Annotated in this window: 14 protein-coding genes; 11 read left to right on the top strand and 3 right to left on the bottom strand. The window is 71.2% G+C overall.

Translation table 11 applies throughout. The annotated features are described in order from the left end of the window. Positions 1-49 precede the first annotated feature (49 nt). From ilvC to ACFWGD_RS01630, 8 genes are all read left to right on the top strand, one after another. Entirely contained in the window at positions 50-1,063 is a 1,014-nt protein-coding gene (ilvC, locus tag ACFWGD_RS01665; protein ID WP_377776769.1) for a ketol-acid reductoisomerase, read from the top strand. 228 nt (positions 1,064-1,291) lie between these two features. After that, a complete protein-coding gene (locus ACFWGD_RS01660) occupies positions 1,292-2,860 on the top strand; it encodes a hypothetical protein (RefSeq protein WP_377776768.1) in 1,569 nt (522 codons plus the stop codon). 172 nt (positions 2,861-3,032) lie between these two features. Next, positions 3,033-4,628 (top strand): phosphoglycerate dehydrogenase, encoded by a 1,596-nt coding sequence (serA, locus tag ACFWGD_RS01655; RefSeq protein WP_377776767.1) that lies wholly within the window; start codon positions 3,033-3,035, stop codon positions 4,626-4,628. A gap of 46 nt (positions 4,629-4,674) precedes the next feature. Then, positions 4,675-5,808, top strand: coding sequence for a hypothetical protein (locus tag ACFWGD_RS01650; RefSeq protein WP_377776766.1), 1,134 nt, complete (start codon positions 4,675-4,677; stop codon positions 5,806-5,808). Between the two features lie 121 nt (positions 5,809-5,929). Then, positions 5,930-6,856: an iron-siderophore ABC transporter substrate-binding protein gene (locus ACFWGD_RS01645; RefSeq protein WP_377777012.1), complete on the top strand. Its 927-nt coding sequence runs from the start codon at positions 5,930-5,932 to the stop codon at positions 6,854-6,856. Further along, complete coding sequence (locus ACFWGD_RS01640; RefSeq protein WP_377776765.1) at positions 6,853-7,857, top strand: FecCD family ABC transporter permease; 1,005 nt, start codon at positions 6,853-6,855, stop codon at positions 7,855-7,857. Before ACFWGD_RS01645 ends, ACFWGD_RS01640 begins: the two co-directional genes overlap by 4 nt. Further along, positions 7,844-8,863, top strand: a complete 1,020-nt coding sequence (locus ACFWGD_RS01635; RefSeq protein ID WP_377776764.1) for a FecCD family ABC transporter permease — start codon at positions 7,844-7,846, stop codon at positions 8,861-8,863. The genes ACFWGD_RS01640 and ACFWGD_RS01635 overlap by 14 nt, the downstream gene beginning before the upstream one ends. Further along, the gene (locus tag ACFWGD_RS01630; protein ID WP_377776763.1) at positions 8,860-9,654 is read left to right on the top strand and encodes an ABC transporter ATP-binding protein; all 795 of its coding nucleotides are present in this window, start codon (positions 8,860-8,862) and stop codon (positions 9,652-9,654) included. The genes ACFWGD_RS01635 and ACFWGD_RS01630 overlap by 4 nt, the downstream gene beginning before the upstream one ends. A gap of 13 nt (positions 9,655-9,667) precedes the next feature. On the opposite strand, the gene ACFWGD_RS01625 is transcribed toward ACFWGD_RS01630, so the two are convergent. Beyond that, the gene (locus tag ACFWGD_RS01625) at positions 9,668-10,657 is read right to left on the bottom strand and encodes a siderophore-interacting protein (RefSeq protein WP_377776762.1); all 990 of its coding nucleotides are present in this window, start codon (positions 10,655-10,657) and stop codon (positions 9,668-9,670) included. Positions 10,658-10,687: 30 nt separating this feature from the next. Here ACFWGD_RS01625 and ACFWGD_RS01620 point away from each other — a divergent pair, with 30 nt between their 5' ends. Continuing rightward, complete coding sequence (locus ACFWGD_RS01620; protein ID WP_377776761.1) at positions 10,688-12,439, top strand: ABC transporter transmembrane domain-containing protein; 1,752 nt, start codon at positions 10,688-10,690, stop codon at positions 12,437-12,439. A 10-nt stretch (positions 12,440-12,449) separates the two neighbouring features. Further along, positions 12,450-14,261 (top strand): ABC transporter ATP-binding protein, encoded by a 1,812-nt coding sequence (locus ACFWGD_RS01615; protein ID WP_377776760.1) that lies wholly within the window; start codon positions 12,450-12,452, stop codon positions 14,259-14,261. Between the two features lie 72 nt (positions 14,262-14,333). Here ACFWGD_RS01615 and ACFWGD_RS01610 read toward each other — a convergent pair whose 3' ends face one another. Both ACFWGD_RS01610 and ACFWGD_RS01605 read right to left on the bottom strand, forming a co-directional pair. Next, complete coding sequence (locus ACFWGD_RS01610; RefSeq protein WP_377776759.1) at positions 14,334-15,848, bottom strand: acetyl-CoA hydrolase/transferase family protein; 1,515 nt, start codon at positions 15,846-15,848, stop codon at positions 14,334-14,336. Between the two features lie 336 nt (positions 15,849-16,184). After that, on the bottom strand, positions 16,185-17,327 hold the full coding sequence (locus ACFWGD_RS01605) for a GTP-binding protein (RefSeq protein ID WP_377776758.1): 1,143 nt from the start codon (positions 17,325-17,327) through the stop codon (positions 16,185-16,187). A 291-nt stretch (positions 17,328-17,618) separates the two neighbouring features. Between ACFWGD_RS01605 and ACFWGD_RS01600 the strand changes: the two genes are divergently transcribed. After that, positions 17,619-19,244, top strand: a complete 1,626-nt coding sequence (locus tag ACFWGD_RS01600) for an ABC transporter substrate-binding protein (RefSeq protein WP_377776757.1) — start codon at positions 17,619-17,621, stop codon at positions 19,242-19,244. Positions 19,245-19,248 lie beyond the last annotated feature (4 nt).

Here is a 19,248-nt window from a genome sequence, read left to right as displayed (position 1 = left end):
CGCCGAACGCTGACAAAACCAGATTTCCACGAAAGGCAATCTCACTTCCATGGCTATTGAACTGCTGTACGACGACAACGCCGACCTGTCGATCATCCAGGGCCGCAAGGTCGCCGTGCTGGGCTACGGCTCCCAGGGCCACGCCCACTCCCAGAACCTGCGCGACTCGGGCGTCGAGGTCGTCATCGGCCTGCGCGAGGGCTCGAAGTCGGCGGAGAAGGCCAAGGAGGCCGGCTTCGAGGTCAAGTCCAACGCCGACGCCGCCGCGTGGGCCGACGTCATCATGGTGCTGGTGCCGGACACCACCCAGGCCAAGGTCTACGCCGAGGACATCGCGCCGAACCTGAAGGACGGCGACGCGCTGCTCTTCGGCCACGGCCTCAACGTCCACTTCGACCTGATCAAGCCGGCCGAGAACGTCACCGTGGGCATGGTCGCCCCGAAGGGCCCGGGCCACCTGGTCCGCCGGCAGTTCGTCGACGGCAAGGGCGTGCCCTGCCTCATCGCCGTGGACCAGGACCCGAAGGGCGAGGGCAAGGACCTCTGCCTGTCCTACGCCGCGGCCATCGGCGGCGCCCGCGCGGGCGTCATCCCGACCACCTTCGAGGCGGAGACCGTCACCGACCTGTTCGGCGAGCAGGCCGTGCTGTGCGGCGGCACCGAGGAGCTGGTGAAGGTTGGTTTCGAGGTGCTGGTCGAGGCCGGTTACGAGCCGGAGATGGCCTACTTCGAGTGCCTGCACGAGCTCAAGCTCATCGTTGACCTCATGTTCGAGGGCGGCATCGCCAACATGAACTACTCGGTGTCCGACACCGCGGAGTTCGGCGGCTACCTCTCCGGCCCGCGCGTCATCGACGCCGACACGAAGAAGCGCATGAAGGACATCCTGACCGACATCCAGGACGGCACCTTCACCAAGCGCCTCATCGCCAACGTGGAGAACGGCAACACCGAGCTGGAGGGCCTGCGCGCCGAGTACGCCAACCACCAGATCGAGGAGACCGGCACCAAGCTGCGCGATCTCATGTCCTGGGTGAAGAACCCCCTGGACGCCACCGCGTAAAGGCCCCGGGCTTTACGACGGCCAACCTCCCCCGCACATAGCGTGCGGGGGAGGTTTTCGTCGTGGTGCCCCCGGCCCGGGCGCGTACGACGGGGTTCGCTCCGGCGTCCGATAGTCTGATCGGGTAAACGATCGCCACCCCGCATTATGCCGGGACAATCGAAAGGCAGGCCCGCCTTGGTCTGGTCCGCTGCCCGCCCCTCGCCCCTCCGCCGGTCCCTGGCCCTCGTGGCCGGGGCCGCGACCGTGTTCTCCCTCGTCGCGTGCTCCGACGACGACGGCCCCTCGAAGGCCGCCGACGCCCCGGAGGAGCCCATCGCCGTCGCCGACGAGCTCGCCGCGTCGCAGAAGCTGCTCGATTCCGCCGAGGCCGTCGTGGTCTCCGCCGATGACGAGGATTCGCAGCGCCGCGCCGCCGGCATCGCGGTGTCGTCGGGCGTGCCCATGCTCGTGCAGCAGGCCACCGACGCGTCGTCGGTGGAGGAGGAGATCACGCGCCTCGGTGCCGGGACGGTCGTCACCGTCGGCGATGCCGAGGTCGCGGCCGAGGGCGAGCGCACCGTCGTCGCCGCCCCGGCCGACCTGGAGGGCCTGAAGGCGCTCACGGGCACCGAGTTCGCCGAGGCGGAGGTGGAGGAGGAGCCGGCCCGCGCGATCGTGGACATGGACGCCTCCGAGCCGACCGTCCCGCCGGCCGGCGATCAGGGCGGGGAGCAGTCCGGCGACGCCGGCGACGCCCTCGCCGCCTCGGATGCGGTCGACCCGAAGACCGGCGACGACGATCCCATCGCCTTCGCCGCCCCGGGCACCCCGCTCGGCGCCATCGCCACCGCCCGCGCCGCGGGCGTCGAGGTCAAGTGGCTGCCCATCGGCGACGCCCGCGCGACCTCCGAGTCGATCGAGGCCGCGCGCGGCGATCGCGCGCTCATCGGCCTCGGCGGCGCCTTCGGCGACGACGCGAAGTTCGCCAAGTCCGTCGAGCTCGCGGCCGACGAGAACATCGAGGAGCTGCCCGGCGGCGGCCAGCTGGTGTTCCCGGGCCGCCACATGATCGCCACCTACGGCCACCCGGGCGCCCCCGTGCTCGGCGTCATGGGCGAGGAGACCCCGGAGGAGGCCGTCGCCCACGCCAAGGAGCTCGTCGCGGAGTACCAGGGCATGACCGGCGATCCGGTCATCCCGGCCTTCGAGATCATCGCCTCGGTCGCCCAGGCGGCCCCGGGCCCGCGCGGCGACTACACGGAGCCCGCGCCCGTCGAGGTGCTCGAGCCCTACGTCGACGCCATGACGGAGGCCGGCGGCTACGTGATCCTGGACATCCAGCCGGGCCGCGCCGACTTCGTCGACGAGGCCAAGTTCTACGAGGAGCTGCTCAAGCGCCCCAACGTCGGCCTCGCGCTCGACCCGGAGTGGAAGCTGACCCCGGACGGTCTGCCCAATGTCGCCGTCGGCCACGTCCAGGCCGAGGAGGTCAACCGCGTCGTGGAGTACCTGGCGGACCTGACCGCGGAGAACAACCTGCCGCAGAAGGTGCTCATGCTGCACCAGTTCCAGCTGCAGATGCTGCGCGACCGCGACCAGATCGACGTGTCGCGCCCCGAGCTGGCCGTCGTCCTGCACGCGGACGGCCACGGCACCCCGGAGCAGAAGTTCGAGACGTGGGACGTCATGCGCCAGGACCTCCAGCCGGAGATCTTCATGGCGTGGAAGAACTTCATCGACGAGGATCAGCCGATGTTCACGCCGGAGCAGACGATGGCCATCGATCCGCGCCCGTGGATCGTGACCTACCAGTAGACCCCCATCCGGGCGTTTGCCCGGCGCCCGATCCGGGGGCTGCCACCCCCGGCCGGGGCACCCGGGGATATGATGAGCGGGCCCACGCCAACGAGCCGGCGCGGGCCCATCCTTTCGGGCGCGGTCGTGCCGGATCGGATCGGACGCATACGCACATAATCAGGAGTTGCTCGTGAGCCAGAACGCTCGCCCGGTCGTCCTCATCGCCGACAAGCTCGCGCAGTCCACCGTGGACGCGCTCGGAGATTCCGTGGAGGTGCGCTGGGTCGACGGCCCGAACCGCCCGGAGCTCCTCGCCGCCGTCGCCGACGCCGACGCCCTGCTGGTCCGTTCCGCGACCACCGTGGACAAGGACGTCCTCGAGGCCGCCCCCAAGCTGAAGATCGTCGGCCGCGCCGGCGTGGGCCTGGACAACGTCGACATCACCGCCGCCACCGAGCGCGGCGTCATGGTCGTCAACGCCCCGACCTCGAACATCCACTCCGCGTGCGAGCAGGCAGTGGCGCTGCTGCTGGCCACCGCCCGTCAGGTCCCCGCCGCCGACGCCACCCTGCGCGACGGCGAGTGGAAGCGCTCGTCCTTCAAGGGCGTCGAGATCTTCGGCAAGACCGTCGGCATCGTCGGCTTCGGCCACATCGGCCAGCTGTTCGCGCAGCGCCTCGCGGCGTTCGAGACCACGATCATCGCCTACGACCCGTACGCCAACCCGGCGCGCGCGGCCCAGATGAACGTCGAGCTCGTCGACCTGGAGGAGCTCGTCTCCCGCGCCGACTTCGTCACCATCCACCTGCCCAAGACCAAGGAGACGGCCGGCATGTTCGACGCCGACCTCCTGGCCAAGTCGAAGAAGGGCCAGATCATCATCAACGCGGCCCGCGGCGGCCTCGTCGACGAGCAGGCCCTGGCCGACGCCATCGAGTCGGGCCACATCCGCGGCGCCGGCTTCGACGTCTACGCCTCCGAGCCGTGCACGGATTCGCCGCTGTTCAAGCTGCCGCAGACCGTGGTGTCGCCGCACCTGGGCGCCTCCACCGAGGAGGCGCAGGACCGCGCGGGCATCGACGTCGCCAAGTCCGTGCTGCTGGCCCTGGCCGGCGACTTCGTGCCGGACGCCGTCAACGTCTCCGGCGGCGCCGTGGGCGAGGAAGTCGCCCTCTGGCTGGAGCTGGCCCGCGAGCTCGGCCTCGTCGCCGGTGGCCTGCTCGAGGGCGCGCCGACCGCGGTGGAGGTCACCGCGCGCGGCGAGCTGTCCACCGAGGACGTCGACGTGCTGGGCCTGGCCGCCGCCCGCGGCCTGTTCTCCTCGATGATCGAGGAGCCGGTGACCTTCGTCAACGCCCCCCGCATCGCCGAGGAACGCGGCGTGGAGATTTCCGTGGAGACCGCCCCGGAGTCCGTCACGCACCGCTCGGTGGTCGAGGTCAAGGTCATCGCCGCCGACGGCACCACCTCCACCGTCACCGGCGCCCTGACGGGCCTGGACCGCGTCGAGAAGATCGTGCGCATCAACGGCCGCGGCGTGGACATGCGCTCGGAGGGCCGCAACCTGTTCCTCACCTACAAGGATCAGCCGGGCGCCCTGGGCAAGGTCGGCGTCGCGCTGGGCCAGGCCGGCATCAACATCGAGGCCGCCGCGCTGTCGCCGGAGGCCGATGGCGACAACGCCATCCTCATCCTGCGCGTGTCGCAGGAGGTGCCGGAGGAGCTCATCGAGTCCATCGTGGACGAGATCGACGCCAACCGCGCGCTGCAGCTGGTGCTCAACTAGTTCCGGATGGTCCTGGTGACGGCCCGCATGGCGTAATCTCAACGTCGTGCGAGACCGCGAACTGGACACCGCCCCGAGGCCCGACGACACGGCCGACCGGATGCCCCCCGACGTCATCCGCCGGTTGTGGGCCTCGGGGCTTCCGTCTGCCCTGCCGGCCCGGGTGCGCGCCCACCGGCTGCTGCAGCGCTGCGCCCCGGCGTGGACCGCGGTGGCCGTGTTCCAGGTCGGGCGGGCCCTGCTGCTGCGGGCGTTTTCCGCCGAGGAGCTGGAGGCCTTCTTCAACGCCCCCGACGAGGGCCTCGACGTGGACATGATCGGCTGGGCCATCCTGGCGCTGTTCATCGCGGCGCTGGTCGTCCCGCTGATCACGTGGGCGGTGCTGAAGTTCCTGCCGCCGAAGGCCGCCACCGCCGGGGGAGCGGTGGTGCTGGTGCTCACGGTGCTGTCGCCGGGCATCGCGACGCTGCTGACCATCGGGGCGCCCGGGTCGGGCAACTTCGTCGACCGGGTGTCGGTGGTGCCGGTGGCGCTCATCGCGCTGTTCGTGTTCCTGGGGTGGGGCAGGCTGCTGGCGTGGACGCTCATGCGCGCGGTGCGCGAGGTGGCCGACTCGCTGACGCGGGCGGTGCGCACGCTGCCGCTGCTGCTGGTGGCGTTCCTGTTCTTCTTCTACAACGCGGAGCTGTGGCAGCTCGGCGTGGCGTGGACCGTGTGGCGGGCGGCCGCGGTGGCGGCGCTGCTGTGGGGCTTCGGCGTGCTGGCCTCGTTCATCGTGGTCAACGAGCACGTGCGCGAGGTCATCGAGGAGGACCGCAAGTTCCCGCTGCGGTTGAAGCTCAACCTCCGTTACGTCGCGGCCTCGGTTCAGGCGGCGCAGGCGAGCTTCTTCGGGGTGCTGGTCTTCGCGGGCTTCGTGTTCCTGGGCCTGGTGTCCATCCCGGAGGCGACCATCACGGCCTGGACGTCGAAGCCGCCGGCGATCGTCGAGATCGGCCCCCTGAACATCCCGGGCGCGCTGGTGAAGGTGTCGTGGGTGCTCGGCGCGTTCGCGTCGCTGTACATGGTCACGGCGACCGCGGCGGACAAGATCGCCCGCGAGGAACAGCTGGGCCCCATCACCGATGAAGTCCGTGGTGCGCTGGGCGCGGCGGGCGTCGTCGGCAAGCCCTCCCGGTGAAGTAAGGCATACCTTGCCAATGTAGCAGCGCGTTGGCTATTGTTCCCCCGGTGCGGCAGAGGGCCGCGAGTCTCATCGACGGGAGCGACGAAACGTGAATGACAACCAGGGCCGCAGTCGGATGGTCAAGGTCGCGGCGGTCGCCGCGGCGCTGGCGCTGACGGTGACGGGCTGCTCGCGCGGCGACGGCGGCGCGGCGGGGGAGAGCACCGGCGCGGGCGCCGAGCGCATCGCGGCCGTCGGCCTCGGCGACGCCGATACGCTGCTGGCGCTGGGCATCGAGCCCGTGCTGGTCGCGCCGTGGGGCGCGGAAGGCGACGTCGACCCCTCCGGCGTCGGCCCCTGGTCGAAGGAGCTGCTCGGCGACGCGAAGCCCGACGTCGTCTACGGCACGGGCACGGGCTTCACCGCCGAGTCCGTGGAGAAGATCGCCGCGTCGGACCCGACGAAGATCATCGCGGTCAACAACGCCGTCGACGAGCAGGCGAAGAAGGACCTCGAGGCCATCGCGCCGGTGACCCTCCACGACGACGCCCACGCCGATTGGCAGGTGCCGTGGGATTCGCAGGTGACGACGATCGCGGGGGCCGTCGGCAAGCAGGAGGACGGCGAGCGGCTGATCGAGGAGACCAAGGACAAGTTCGCGGAGTTCAAGAAGGAGCACCCGGACACCGCCGGCCAGACCGCGGCGATCATCATGCCCTACGACGGCAAGGTCGGCCTGTACACCGACGGCGACGGCCGCGGCCAGTTCATCGAGGACCTGGGCTACACCATCCCCGACGAGCTGCAGGCCACCGACGACGGCACGTTCTACAAGGATTTCGCGCCCGAGAACTACGCGCAGCTCGGCGGCGTCGACGTCCTGTTCGTCCTCGATTACATGGGGGCGGCCGATGCGCTGAAGAAGGACCCGACGTTCATGGGGCTGGACATCGTCAAGGAGGGCCGCGTGCGCTTCCTCGGCTCCGACACCGGCAACGCCATGAGCATGCCGAACCCGGTGACCATCCCCTGGGCGATCGACAAGTTCTCCGAGCAGCTGTGACCGGCACGCGGCGCGCCTGGCCCGCCGCGCTGGCGGTGGCCCTGGTCGCGTGCGCCGCGGCGTCGGTGTTCATCGGTGCCCGGCCGTCGGCGCCGGCCGACGTGCTGGCGGTGCTTTACGACGGCCCGGCCGCCGCACGGGGCGCCCTCGGGGACCTGGGCCACGTGGTCTGGGAGCTGCGGGTGCCCCGGACGCTGCTGGGCATGGCGGCGGGGGCCGCATTGGCGATCTCCGGTGCGATCGCGCAGTCGTGGACCCGCAATCCGTTGGCCGACCCCGGGATCATCGGCATCACCTCCGGCGCCGGCTTCGCCGTGGCCGCGGGGCTGACTGTTGGTCTGGCGGGCACGCCGGCGAAGGTGCCGCTGGCGCTGGCGGGCGCGGCCATTGCCGCGCTGGTGGTGTTCGGGGTGTCCCGGGCGTCGGCGGATTCGCTGACGCTCATCCTCGTCGGCGTCGGCGCCTCCGCGGCGTTCACCGCGGCGACGACGCTGTTGGCGCTGCAGTCCAGCGCGGTGCTCGACGGGATGCGGCAGTGGACCGTCGGGTCGCTGTCCGGCCGCGGTACCGGCGAGGTGCTGCTCGCCGTGGCGGGGCTGGCCATCGGCGGTGGCCTTGCCGCCGTGCTGGCCCGGTCGATGGACCTGCTGGCCATGGGCGACGACGCCGCGGCGGGGCTCGGGGCATCTCCCGCGCTGGTCCGCGCCGGGATGCTCATCTCCATCGTCGTGCTCGCCGGCACGGCGACGGCGGCCGTGGGGCCGGTGGCGTTCGTCGGTTTCGCCGCGCCCCACCTCATGCGGCCGCTCACCGGTCCGGCGCTGACCCGGCTACTGCCCGCCGCGGCGTGCGCGGGGGCGGCGCTAACCGTCTTCGCCGACGTCGTGGGGCGCCTGCTCGCCCGCCCGGGCGAGATCGAGGCATCGATCATGCTCGCCCTCGTCGGCGCCCCGCTGTTCATCCTCGCCGTCCGGAAGGGGGAGCGCCGTGCCGTCCGTTGATCGCCGGTTCCTCGCCGCGGCAGGTACCGCCGCCGGCTTTGCCGCGGTGGCCGTTGCCGCCTATGTGCTGCTCCTGGGTCTGGGCCCCGTTTCCATCGCGCCCGGGACCGTCCTGTCGGTGCTCTTCGGCGGGGGCACGGGCCGCGAGATCACCGTCGTGTGGGATCTGCGCATGCCCGTCGCCGTGGCCACCCCGTTCGTAGGCGCGGCGCTGGGCATCGCGGGTGCATGGACGCAGACGTCGTCGCGCAACCCCATCGCTTCACCGGACGTGCTCGGCGTGTCCGGGGGAGCGGCGGTCGCCGTGGTGCTGGGCACGCTCGTCGCCCGACCGGCCTTCGCCGAGGACTTCCCCACGTTCTGGTGGCGGTGCGCGCTGGCACTGGTCGGCGCGGCCGTCATCGTGGCGCTGCTGTTCGCCTTCGGCGGGCTGGGCACCTCGCGGCGGGTGATCCTCGTCGGCCTCGCGCTGTCGCTGATGTGCCAGGCCGCGGTGCATTACCTCATGGTCCGCGCCGATCTGTCGCGGGCGGCGGAGGCGCAGACGTGGCTGGCCGGCTCCACCGGTTTCGTCCGGTGGGAGGCGGTGCCGCCGATGGTGGCCGCCGCGGTGCCCTTCCTCGTTCTCGGCGCGTGGGGGTGGCGCGAGCTGCCGCTGCTCGCCCACGACGACGATTCGGCGCGGGCGCTGGGCGTCGACGTCGGCCGCGTGCGGACGCGCCTGCTCATCGCCGCGACGGGGCTCGTCGCGGTGACGGTGTCGGTGGTCGGCCCGATCGCCTTCGTGGCGCTGGTCGCCCCGCAGTTGGCCAGGCTCGTCGCCCGTGCCCCGGTCTCCCCGCCCATCGCGTCGGCCGCGGCGGGGGCGGCGCTGCTGTCGCTGTGCGCCGTCCTGGCCACGGTGCTGCCGGTGACCGTCCCCGTCGGTCTGATCACCGCGATCATCGGCGGCCCCGCCCTGATCGCACTCGTTCTCACATCCGCATCCGCGAGGAGGTTCGCATGAACGCGAGCATGACCATCACCGCCCGGGACATCGTCGCCGGCTACGGCGACGGGCCCGACATCGTCCGCGGCACGTCGCTGACCGCCGAGGCCGGCCGCGTGACCACGCTGCTCGGCCCCAACGGCTGCGGAAAGTCGACGCTGTTGCGCACGATGTCCCGGTTGCTCGCGCCGAGGTCCGGCAGCGTCGAGGTCGGCGGCGAGGACGTCCATGCGCTGACGGCCCGTGACTCCGCGCGCCGCGTGGCCGTGCTGCCGCAGCACCCCATGGCGCCGGAGGGCCTCACCGTCGGCGAGCTCGTCGCCCGCGGCCGCCACCCGCACCGCCCGCGGTGGCGGGGTTCCTCGGCGCACGACAGGGAGGTCGTCGCCCAGGCACTCGAGCGCACCGGCACGGCCGAGCTGGCCGACCGCGATCTCGCCGCATTGTCGGGTGGCCAGAGGCAGCGCGCCTGGTTGGCCATGGCCGTCGCCCAGGACACCCCCGTGCTGCTTCTCGACGAACCGACGACCTACCTCGACCCCGCCCACGCCATCGAAATGCTGGACCTGGTCCGTGGGCTGGCCGACGACGGGCGCACCGTGGTGATGGTCCTCCACGACCTGGCGTTGGCGGCGGCATACTCCGACACGGTCGTGGTGATGAAGGACGGCGCGATCCTCGCCGACGGCGGCCCCCGCGAGTCCATCACCCCCGAGCTGCTCGCCGCGGCCTACGGGCTGCGCGCCGACGTTCTCGACGACCCGTGCGGCGGGACCGCGCCCCTCATCGTGGCCAGGGGCACGGTCTGAGTCAGCCGGTGCGTCAGGCCCCTTCGCGGCCCATGCGCCAGTAGCCCATGAAGGACACGCGGGACTTGTCCACGCCGAGCTCGCGCACCAGATGGCGGCGCAGTCCGGTGACGGCGGAGGCCTCGCCGGCCAACCACGCGTACCCGCCGCCGTCGCTGCGGGCGTCGGCGACGTCCCACACGAGATCGGGGTCCGCGGCGTAGTCGGCGGGGTCCGCCGGTTCGACAGCCTGCGCCGCCGCCTCGCCCAGGAACCCGGGTTCGGCGGCGAGGAGGGTGCGGACGGCGTCGGCAAGCAAGGAGCCGGGCGCGGTGCCCTCCGGGCGCTCGAGACGGACGACGGTCCACTCGTCCGGGGCCCGCAGATCATCGAGGTCGCGGGCGTCGGGCGCCTCGACGACGATGCGGACGTCGGCGCCGGCGGGAACGCCGCCCTGCTCGACGATGCCGGCGATGGCGGGCAGCGCGGTCTCGTCGCCGGCGATGAGGATCGACGACGCATTGCCGGGATGCCACTCGATGCCGCCGAGGCGGCCGGGGGAGGCCTCGTCGGGGCCGAGGATGGTCATGGGATCGCCCGGGCGGACGCCGGCCAGCCAGCGCGCCGACGGGCTCGTGGTGCCGTGGGCGACCAGGTCGACGTCGAGGGCGGTGCCGGCGTCGTCGATGCGGCGGACGGTGTACGTGCGCACATGCGGCGCATCGGGGTCGGCGGCGAGGGAGCGCAGGCGCGAGAAGGCGGAGTCGGTGCCGGTGCCGTCGGCGTCGAAGAGGTCGGGGCCGAGATCCGGGATGGGCCGGGCCGCGCCGGTGGCCTCGTCGGTGCGGGGGAAGAAGAGCTTGATGCGCTGGTCCAGGCCGCCGCGGCCGAAGCGGGCCAGGCACTCGCCGCCGAACGTGACGCGGACGATGGTGGGGCGCGACCGGTCGATGGCGGTGACGGTCGTGCGGAAGAGCCGGAAGGGGGCCGTCGCGGCCGCGTCCGTACTGGGGGAAGTCTGCATGAGGGTAGGCTACCCATAATTCTGGCGCCGATGCGAGCCTCTGCCGGAACCTGCACGGCGCATGAAGGCAACGGCCGCGCGCCCAGTACAGTGAGACGTCGCTTCACCCACCGCACCACCCCGCCCGACCTGGAGGTCCCCGTGCCGCTGATCACCGCGCCGGCCACGCCGCCGCCCATTGCGCCGCCCGCCTTCGACGCCACCACGTCGCCCGCGAAGTACCAGTTGCGGGTGATGTTCTCGCGTAAGCCGGTGACCATCCCGGCCATGCTGCTCATGGTCATGCACCAGATCTGCGAGGCGCTGGTGCCCGTCGTCGCCGGCCGTACCGTGGACACCGCCATCGCCGACGGCAACTCGACCGCCCTGTGGTCGTGGATGCTCGTCCTCGCCGCGGTGTTCCTGATCCTCGACGTCGCGGCCCGCTTCGGCGGCCGCCTGGGCACCATCGCCATGCTCACCGTCGAGCACACCCTGCGCATGCAGCTCACCGACCGCATCGTCGACCGCCGCGGCTTCGCCAACGGCGCCCGCCCGCCGGGGGCGTTGCTGGCGGTGTCGACCACCGACGCGCAGAACACCGCCCGCGCCGTCATGGTCGGGCTGCGCCCGGTCGCCGAGATCGCGTCGCTGATCTTCGCCTCCATCATCCTGCTCACCGTGTCGGTGCCCGTCGGGCTCGTCGTCCTCGTCGGCGGCGCGCTGCTGACGTGGGGGTCGATGGCGGCGGGCGGGCCGCTGAGGCGGCGCGTGGGCCGTCGCCAAGCAGCCGCCGCCCGGGCCTCGGCCACGGCTGCGGACCTGGTGGCGGGCTTCCGCACGCTGGCGGGCCTCGGGGCCCGGCGCACGGCCGCGGGGCGCTATCGCGACAAGTCCCGCGAGGCGCTGGACGCCACCAACCACGCCATCGGCGCCGAGTCCCGGCTGATCGGGTCGGTGGAGGTGCTCGGCGGCATCTTCGTCACCATCGTCGCGGCGGGCTCCGGCATCGCCGCCATCGCCGGCCACCTCACCGTTGGCGAGCTGATCACCGTCGTCGGCCTGGCGCAGTTCATCATCGACCCCATGACCGCCCTGGGCAAGAACGCCTCGGCCGTGTGGGCGACGTCCGTGGCCAGCGCCGAGCGCGTGCTCGGTTTGCTCCGCGAGCCCTACGCAGTGACGGAGGACGGGGCGCCGGTGGGGGACGGCACTGACACGGACACCGGCACGAGCATCGTCATCGACGGCGAGGCCGTCACTCCCGGCGCCCACCGCGTGTTCGCGGTCGGGTCGGCGGAGATGTCCGAGATCGTCGACGCGCTGACCATCGCGCACCGGCCCGACCGCGGACGGTTCTTCGTCGACGGCGTCGATCTGGCCGACGCGGACCTGGGCGACGTGCTGTCTCGCGTGGTCACGGCCCCGCATTCGGCCGACCTCTTCGACGGCACCGTCACGGAGAACCTCCTGGCCGTGCGCCCCGACGCGACCGGCGCGCAGATCGACGCCGCGCTGGCCGCGGCGGGCTGCACCGACGTCATCGAGGTGCTCCCCGACGGCCTGGACACCCGCATCGGCGACGCCGGCGTCATGCTCTCCGGCGGCCAGCGCCAGCGCATCGCCCTGGCCCGGGCGCTGCTGGCCGATCCGCCGGCCCTGGTGCTCGCCGACCCGACCACGGCCGTGGACTCGGTCACCGAGCAGGCCGTGGCCCGCGGCGTGGCGCGCCATCGCGCCGGGCGCACGACCATCGTGCTGACGTCCGCCCCCGCGTGGGCGGCCGAAATGGAGGTGGCGTGACATGCGCGGCATGAATCAATTGACCGGGGTGCTGCGGCCGACGTTCGGCGCCGACAGCCGCGACGCCGCGATGACCGCCGACCGGTTCCCGGTCGCCGGGGCGGGGGAGACCCTGCGCCATCTGCGCACGCTGGTGCGCGGCCGCGGGCTGCGGCTGGCCGTGGCCGTCGCGGTGCTCATCGCCGCCGCGTGGTGCGGAGTGCTGGTGCCCAAGCTCATGGGCGGCATCGTCGACGTCGTCGCCGACGGCGGCACCCGCGGCGACATCGCCGACCTGGCCGTGCGCATGGTCGCCGCGGCCATCGGCTCCGGCGTGCTGTCGGCCATCGGCTTCCGCCTCGTCGCCCGCCTGGCGGAGACCGCCATCGCCGATCTGCGCGAGGACATGGTCTCCACCGCACTGGGCCTGCCCGTCGAGCGCGTCGAGCGGGCGGGCGCCGGCGACGTCGTCTCCCGCGCCACCGACGACGTCGCCCAGGTCTCCGCGGCCGTCACCCAGACCCTGCCCATCGCGGCGGGGGCGGTGTTCACGGTGCTGGTGTCCATCGCCGGCGTCGGCTCGGTGGACTGGCGGTTCATGGCGGCGTTCCTCATCGTCGCCCCGGTGCACGTCATCGCGGTGCGCGGGTACCTGCGCACGGCCCCGGCGGTCTTCGCCGCCGAGCGCGGGGCGATGGCCGAGCGCGCCCGCATGGTGCTGTCGACCATCCACGGCCTGCCGGCGGTGCGCGCGTTCGGTCTCGCTGCTTTGCGACGCCTCGGCATCGCCGAATGGAGCTGGAAGGTCGTCCGCCACGGCGTGGACGCCCGCATCACGCACAACATCATCATGGCGCGGATGCACTTCGCCGAGTTCCTGGGCATGGCCTCCACCCTGGTGCTGGGCTTCTACCTGGTCCAGGCCGGGCACACCACCATCGGCGGCGCCACCGCCGCGATGCTGCTGTTCATGCGCCTGTTCTCCCCGCTGACCCGCATGGTCATGGTCCTGGACGTCGCCCAGTCCGGCGCCACGTCGCTGACCCGCATCGTCGGCGTGCTGCGCGAGCGCCGCCCCGATCACGCCGACGCCGAGCCCGACCCCGCCGCCGGGGTCGAGCTGCGCGGCGTGAACTTCTCCTACGGCCGCGGCAGCGCCGTCGACGACATCGACCTGGCCATCGCGCCGGGGGAGACCGTCGCACTGGTGGGGTCGTCGGGCGCCGGCAAGTCCACCGTCGCCGCGATCGTCGCCGGCCTGCGCATCGCCGACTCCGGCACCGTCCGCGTCGGCGGCATCGACCTGGCCACCGGCGCCGAAGCCGCCCGCGGCCGCACCGTCGCCCTGGTCACCCAGGAGGTCCACGTCTTCGAGGGAAGCCTGCGCGACGACCTCACCCTCGCCGCGCCCGACGCGACCGACGAGGAAGTGCTCGCCGCCCTCGACCGCGTCGGCGCCGACTGGCGGCACCGCCTGCCCGACGGCCTGGACACCATCGTCGGCATCGGCGGCCACCGCCTCGACCCCGTCGCCGCCCAGCAGGTCGCGCTGGCCCGCGTGCTGCTGTCCGACCCGCCCGTCGTCGTCCTCGACGAGGCCACCGCCGAGGCCGGATCCTCCGGCGCCGACTCCCTGGCGCGCGCCGCCGACGAAGTCACCCGCGGACGCACCGCGCTCATCGTCGCCCACCGCCTCGACCAGGCCGCCGCCGCGGACCGCGTCGTGGTCATGGAGGGCGGCCGCATCGTCGAATCCGGGCCGCACTCCACGCTCGCCGCCGCCGGCGGCCGCTACGCCACCCTGTGGGGCGCCTGGTCCGAAGGCCGGCGCCGGCAGGCCTGACATGAAAAACGCCCGGCCCGCACATTCCATCGGGAATGTGCGGGCCGGACGTCGTCAAGCAGGAGCGCTACATTACTTCTGCTTCATGGAACCGGTCTCGACGAAGCGCTGGTGCCAGCCCAGGGCCTCCTTGAGATCGTGCGGGGTGTGCAGCGCGGACTGGCCGCCCTTCTCCGCGCGCTCGACGTACTCGGTGAGCGCGGCACGGTAATCCGGGTGCGCGCACTTCTCGATGACGACCTTCGCGCGCTGGCGCGGGCCCAGGCCGCGCAGGTCGGCGAGACCCTGCTCGGTGATGATGACCATCGCGTCGTGCTCCGTGTGGTCGTGGTGCGAGACCATGGGCACGATGGCGGAGATGTCGCCGCCCTTCGCCGTCGACGGGGAGACGAAGGTGGAGATGTAGGCGTTGCGGGTGAAGTCGCCCGAGCCGCCGATGCCGTTCATGATCTTCGTGCCCATGATGTGGGTCGAGTTCACGTTGCCGTAGATGTCGGCCTCGATCAGACCGTTGCACGAGATCACGCCGAGTCGGCGGATGACCTCCGGGTTGTTCGAGACGTCCTGCGGGCGCAGCACGATCTTCTTGGCGTAGTCCTCGGCCTGGTCGTTCATGCGCTCGGCCGCCTCCGGCGACAGGGCGAAGGACGTGGCCGACGCGACGGTCATGGTGCCCTTGTCCAGCAGCTCGACCATGCCGTCCTGGATGACCTCGGTGTAGGAGGTCAGGTTCTCGAAGTCCGAGTCCAGCAGGCCCGCGAGGACCGCATTGGCGATGTTGCCGACGCCCGACTGCAGCGGCAGCAGGTTCTCCGGCAGACGGCCCTGGGACACCTCGTTCTCGAAGAAGTCGATGAGGTGGCCGGCGATGGCCTTCGAGTCGTCGTCCAGCGGCTTGAACGGCGAGTTGCGGTCCGCGGAGTTGGTCTCGATGACGGCGACGACCTTGTTCGGGTCGATCTGGATGGACGTCTCGCCGATGCGCTGGCCGGAGCCGATGATCGGGATGATCTGGCGGTTCGGCGGCAGGCCCGCGTTCCAGATGTCGTGCATGCCCTCCAGGCCCAGCGACTGCCAGGAGTTGACCTCGATGATGATCTTGTCGGCGGCGTTCAGGTAGGAGACGTTGTTGCCCACCGACGAAGACGGCACGATGCCGCCGTTCTCGGTGATGCGCACGGCCTCGACCACGGCGACGTTGAGGTCGCCGAAGAAGCCCTGCTCGGTCTGCGGGCCGGAGTGCGACAGGTGGATGTCCGAGTACGCGGACGTGCCGTCGTTGATGGCCTTTCGCATGCTCGGGTCGGACTGGTACGGCATGCGCCAGGCGATGCCGCCGGTCTCCGCCAGCGCGGCGTCGAGCTCGGGGGCGGTGGAGGCGCCGGTGAGCACCTTCACGCGGAACTCCTCGCCGCGGTCCTTCGCATCGGTGATGCGCTTGGCCAGCGCGCCCGGCAGCTCCTTCGGGTAGCCGGCACCGGTGAAGCCGGAGAATCCGATCATGTCGCCCGGGTTGATGAAGCCGGCGGCCTCATCAGCGGTCATGACCTTGCCGCGCAAACCAGCGTGCGCGATGCGTTCCGACATTGTTCCTCCTGAAGTGTGGATGTTCGTCCTGAAAAACCGCCGACCCGCTTGAGGAACCGAACCGGTCATGGCGACCGCACCCGCGTTCCGTATTCGCATCGGTTTGTCGGCGAACCTACCATGCGAACGGCGTACCCCATCATAGTCGCAGTTGAGGGCATATGACGCAGGGTGCCCCTGTGGCGCCGCAGTGTCGTGGCGCACACCCCGGCGAACAGCGTGAACCGCCCCACCCCGGCCGCCGTGCGCCCCCATCGGCCCCGTTTGGAGGGGGCGGCGACGTACCCCCGCGAGTGATTTCGCCGCCGCCGGGGCCCCGCCGCGCTTCCCCCGGGCCTACCGCTCCGCGAGCAGCGCCATGGTCTCGTCGTCGGTGAGCATCGCCGCGCCGAAGGCCGCCAGCGCGGCGTCGGCGTCGAAGTCCACGCCGATGAGCACGACCTCGCTGGACGGGGCGATGTCGGTGCGCGCCCACTCCACGACCGGCTGGATGGACAGGTTCGGCCCGGCCTGGCTCCACACCTGGGCGACCTCGAGCCGGTCTGCGATCCAGCAATGGCCCTTCGAGCGCACGAGCCCCCGGGTGGAGCGCAGCGCGGCGACGAGGCGGTCCCTGTCGAAGGGCCGGTCGCCGCGGAACGTCACCGAGGAAATCCCGTATTCCTCCGTCTCCGGCGTATGCGGATTGGCCAGCTCCTCCGCGTAGCCGTGGTAGGTGGCGGCGGTGGCGGCGTCGTAAAGTCCCGCATCCAGCACGATGCCGGCCCCGACCTCCCCGTCGGTGACGCGCAGGATCCGCGCGCGGGGGTTCATGGCGCGCACGGCGTCCTCGGTGGCGCGGGCCAGGCGCTCGTCGACGAGGTCGGTTTTGGTGATCAGGATCAGGTCCGCGAACTCGACCTGGTCGACGAGCAGGTCCGAGACCGTGCGCTCGTCGTCGGGCGTGGCCTGGCGGTCGGCGGCGGCCAGCGCCGTGCCGGAGCGCAGCATCGACAGGAACTGCGAGGCGTCGACGAGCGTGACCATCGTGTCGATGGGGGCGATGTCGGCCAGCCGCGAGCCGTCGTCGAATTCCCACTCGAAGGTCGCGGCGACGGGCATGGGCTCGGAGATGCCGGTCGACTCGATGATGATCTGGTCGTACTTGCCCGAGCGGGCGAGCGCGCCGACGCCCTCGACGAGGTCCTCGCGCAGCGTGCAGCAGATGCAGCCGTTGGACAGCTCGACGAAGCGCTCCTCGCCGCGCGACAGGTGCGAGCCGGCGGCGACGAGGTCGGCATCGACGTTGACCTCGGAGAAGTCGTTGACGATCACCGCCAGCCTGCGGCCGGCGCGATTGGCCAGCAGGCCGTTGAGCAGGGTCGTCTTGCCCGCGCCGAGGAATCCGGACAGGACGGTGACGGGGGTCGGGCGGGTCGGGGTGCCGGGCTTGGCGACGAGGTCGGCGGGGGAGCGGTCGGCGTGGTTCTCATGGGACATGGGGACATCCTGTCCTAAATGAAAACCGATTGCAACAAGGCGCGAAATGGCCGCTAGATGGCCATCGGGTTAATGGCGGTGGGACGGAATCTGACATTCGCCAGTGAAGTGGGTCACAAGTTTGCGCCGAATCCTCTAATGTGTAACGCAGGGTTTACACAAGTGAACTTCGGGATTTTCACTGGTTCCATACATTCGTCCATGGAACCGTCCGGCGACCACTGCAAACGCCGGGGGCCGAGAACCTTCCCAACACCGGGGCACAACCCCGGCCGACAGAAAGGCACGACCATGAAGTCACAGAAGAAGGCGGTCATCGCCGGGCTCACCGCCATCGCGGCGAGCGCCGCGATGGTCGCGTGCAGCTCGGACGACGGAGCCGGGGGCGGCGGCGACTCGTCGGCCGCCATCAACGCCTACGGCTGCGAGCCGCAGTCGCCGCTGCTGTCCACCGACACCAACGAAACCTGCGGCGGCAAGATCGTCGACGTCCTGTACACCGGCCTGGTGTCCTACAACGTCGACGGCGAGACGGAAATGGCCGTCGCCGAGTCCATCGACGCCAACGACGACGCCACCGAGTACACGATCAAGCTCAAGGACGACTGGACGTTCACCAACGGCGAGGCCGTGACGGCCGACTCGTTCATCAACGCCTGGAACTACGCCGCGGCGTCAAAGAACGCCCAGAAGCAGCAGTACTTCTTCGAGAACATCGAGGGCTACGACGAGGTCGCCGAGGAAGGCGCCACCGCCGAAGAGATGTCCGGCCTGGAGAAGGTCTCGGACACCGAGTTCAAGGTCTCGCTGAACAACCCGGAGGCGTCGTTCCCGATGCGCCTGGGCTACTCCGCGTACTACCCGTGGCCGTCGGTCGCCTTCGACGACGTCGAGGCCTACGGCCAGGCGCCCATCGGCAATGGCCCGTACAAGCTCGAGTCGGACTCCGCCTGGCAGCACAACGTCGGCCTGAACACCGTGGTCAACGAGGACTACGCCGGCGACGCCCCCTCCAACGGCGGCGTGAACTTCGTGTTCTACCAGAACCTGGACACCGCCTACGCGGACCTGCAGTCCGGCCGCCTCGACGTCATGGACACCATGCCGACCTCGTCGCTGTCGAACTACACCAACGACTTCCCGGATTCCAACGACTCCAAGGCGAAGATGGTCTCCCAGACTTTCGTCATCCCGGAGAACCTCGAGCACTTCGGCGATGACGAGGAGGGCAAGCTCCGTCGCCAAGCCATCTCGCTGGCCTTCGACCGCCAGCTGATCGTCGACACCATCTACTCGGGTGCCGCCGACCCGGCCGTCGACTTCGGCGTGCCCACCCTGCCGGGCCTGCAGTCCCCGGACAGCTCCGAGACCGTCGGCCACGACCCCGAGCGCGCCAAGGAACTGTGGGCGCAGGCCGACGAGATCTCGCCGTGGTCCGGAAAGTTCGAGATCGCCTACAACGCCGACGGCGACCACCAGGCGTGGGTCGAGGCCATCACCAACGGCATCTCCGACACCCTCGGCATCGAGGCGACCGGCAAGGCCTACCCGCTGTTCAAGGGCCTGCGCGATGACGTCACCAACGAGACCATCGGCTCCGCGTTCCGCTCCGGCTGGCAGGCCGACTACCCGTCGATCGCCAACTTCCTGGAGCCGCAGTACATGACCACCGGCTCCGCCAACGACGGCGGCTACTCCAACGAGGAATTCGACAAGCTCCTCGAAGAGGCCGCCGCCGAGACCGACGAGGGCAAGGCCAATGAGCTGTACAAGCGCGCCCAGGAGATCCTGGTCGACGAGCTGCCCGCCATCCCGATGTGGGTGCCCAAGGCCGCCTACGCGTGGAACCCCGAGGTCTCCGGCGTCGACATGATGTGGAACGGCACGTTCGATTACGCGCCCATGAAGAAGGGCTGATCCG

It is taken from the genome of Corynebacterium sp. NPDC060344, assembly GCF_042725215.1.
GTDB lineage: Bacteria > Actinomycetota > Actinomycetes > Mycobacteriales > Mycobacteriaceae > Corynebacterium.
Note: the sequence above shows the minus strand (reverse complement) of the source record. Positions and strands in the feature narration are given on the sequence as shown.

What these genes read in the sequence shown, in the direction of transcription:
- ilvC (WP_377776769.1), top strand. Translation starts at nt 50, where the DNA reads ATGGCTATTGAACTGCTGTACGACGACAACGCCGACCTGTCGATCATC.
- ACFWGD_RS01645 (WP_377777012.1), top strand. Translation starts at nt 5,930, where the DNA reads ATGGTCAAGGTCGCGGCGGTCGCCGCGGCGCTGGCGCTGACGGTGACG.
- ACFWGD_RS01630 (WP_377776763.1), top strand. Translation starts at nt 8,860, where the DNA reads ATGAACGCGAGCATGACCATCACCGCCCGGGACATCGTCGCCGGCTAC.
- ACFWGD_RS01625 (WP_377776762.1), bottom strand. Translation starts at nt 10,657, where the DNA reads ATGCAGACTTCCCCCAGTACGGACGCGGCCGCGACGGCCCCCTTCCGG.
- ACFWGD_RS01620 (WP_377776761.1), top strand. Translation starts at nt 10,688, where the DNA reads ATGCGAGCCTCTGCCGGAACCTGCACGGCGCATGAAGGCAACGGCCGC.
- ACFWGD_RS01615 (WP_377776760.1), top strand. Translation starts at nt 12,450, where the DNA reads ATGAATCAATTGACCGGGGTGCTGCGGCCGACGTTCGGCGCCGACAGC.
- ACFWGD_RS01610 (WP_377776759.1), bottom strand. Translation starts at nt 15,848, where the DNA reads ATGTCGGAACGCATCGCGCACGCTGGTTTGCGCGGCAAGGTCATGACC.
- ACFWGD_RS01605 (WP_377776758.1), bottom strand. Translation starts at nt 17,327, where the DNA reads ATGTCCCATGAGAACCACGCCGACCGCTCCCCCGCCGACCTCGTCGCC.
- ACFWGD_RS01600 (WP_377776757.1), top strand. Translation starts at nt 17,619, where the DNA reads ATGAAGTCACAGAAGAAGGCGGTCATCGCCGGGCTCACCGCCATCGCG.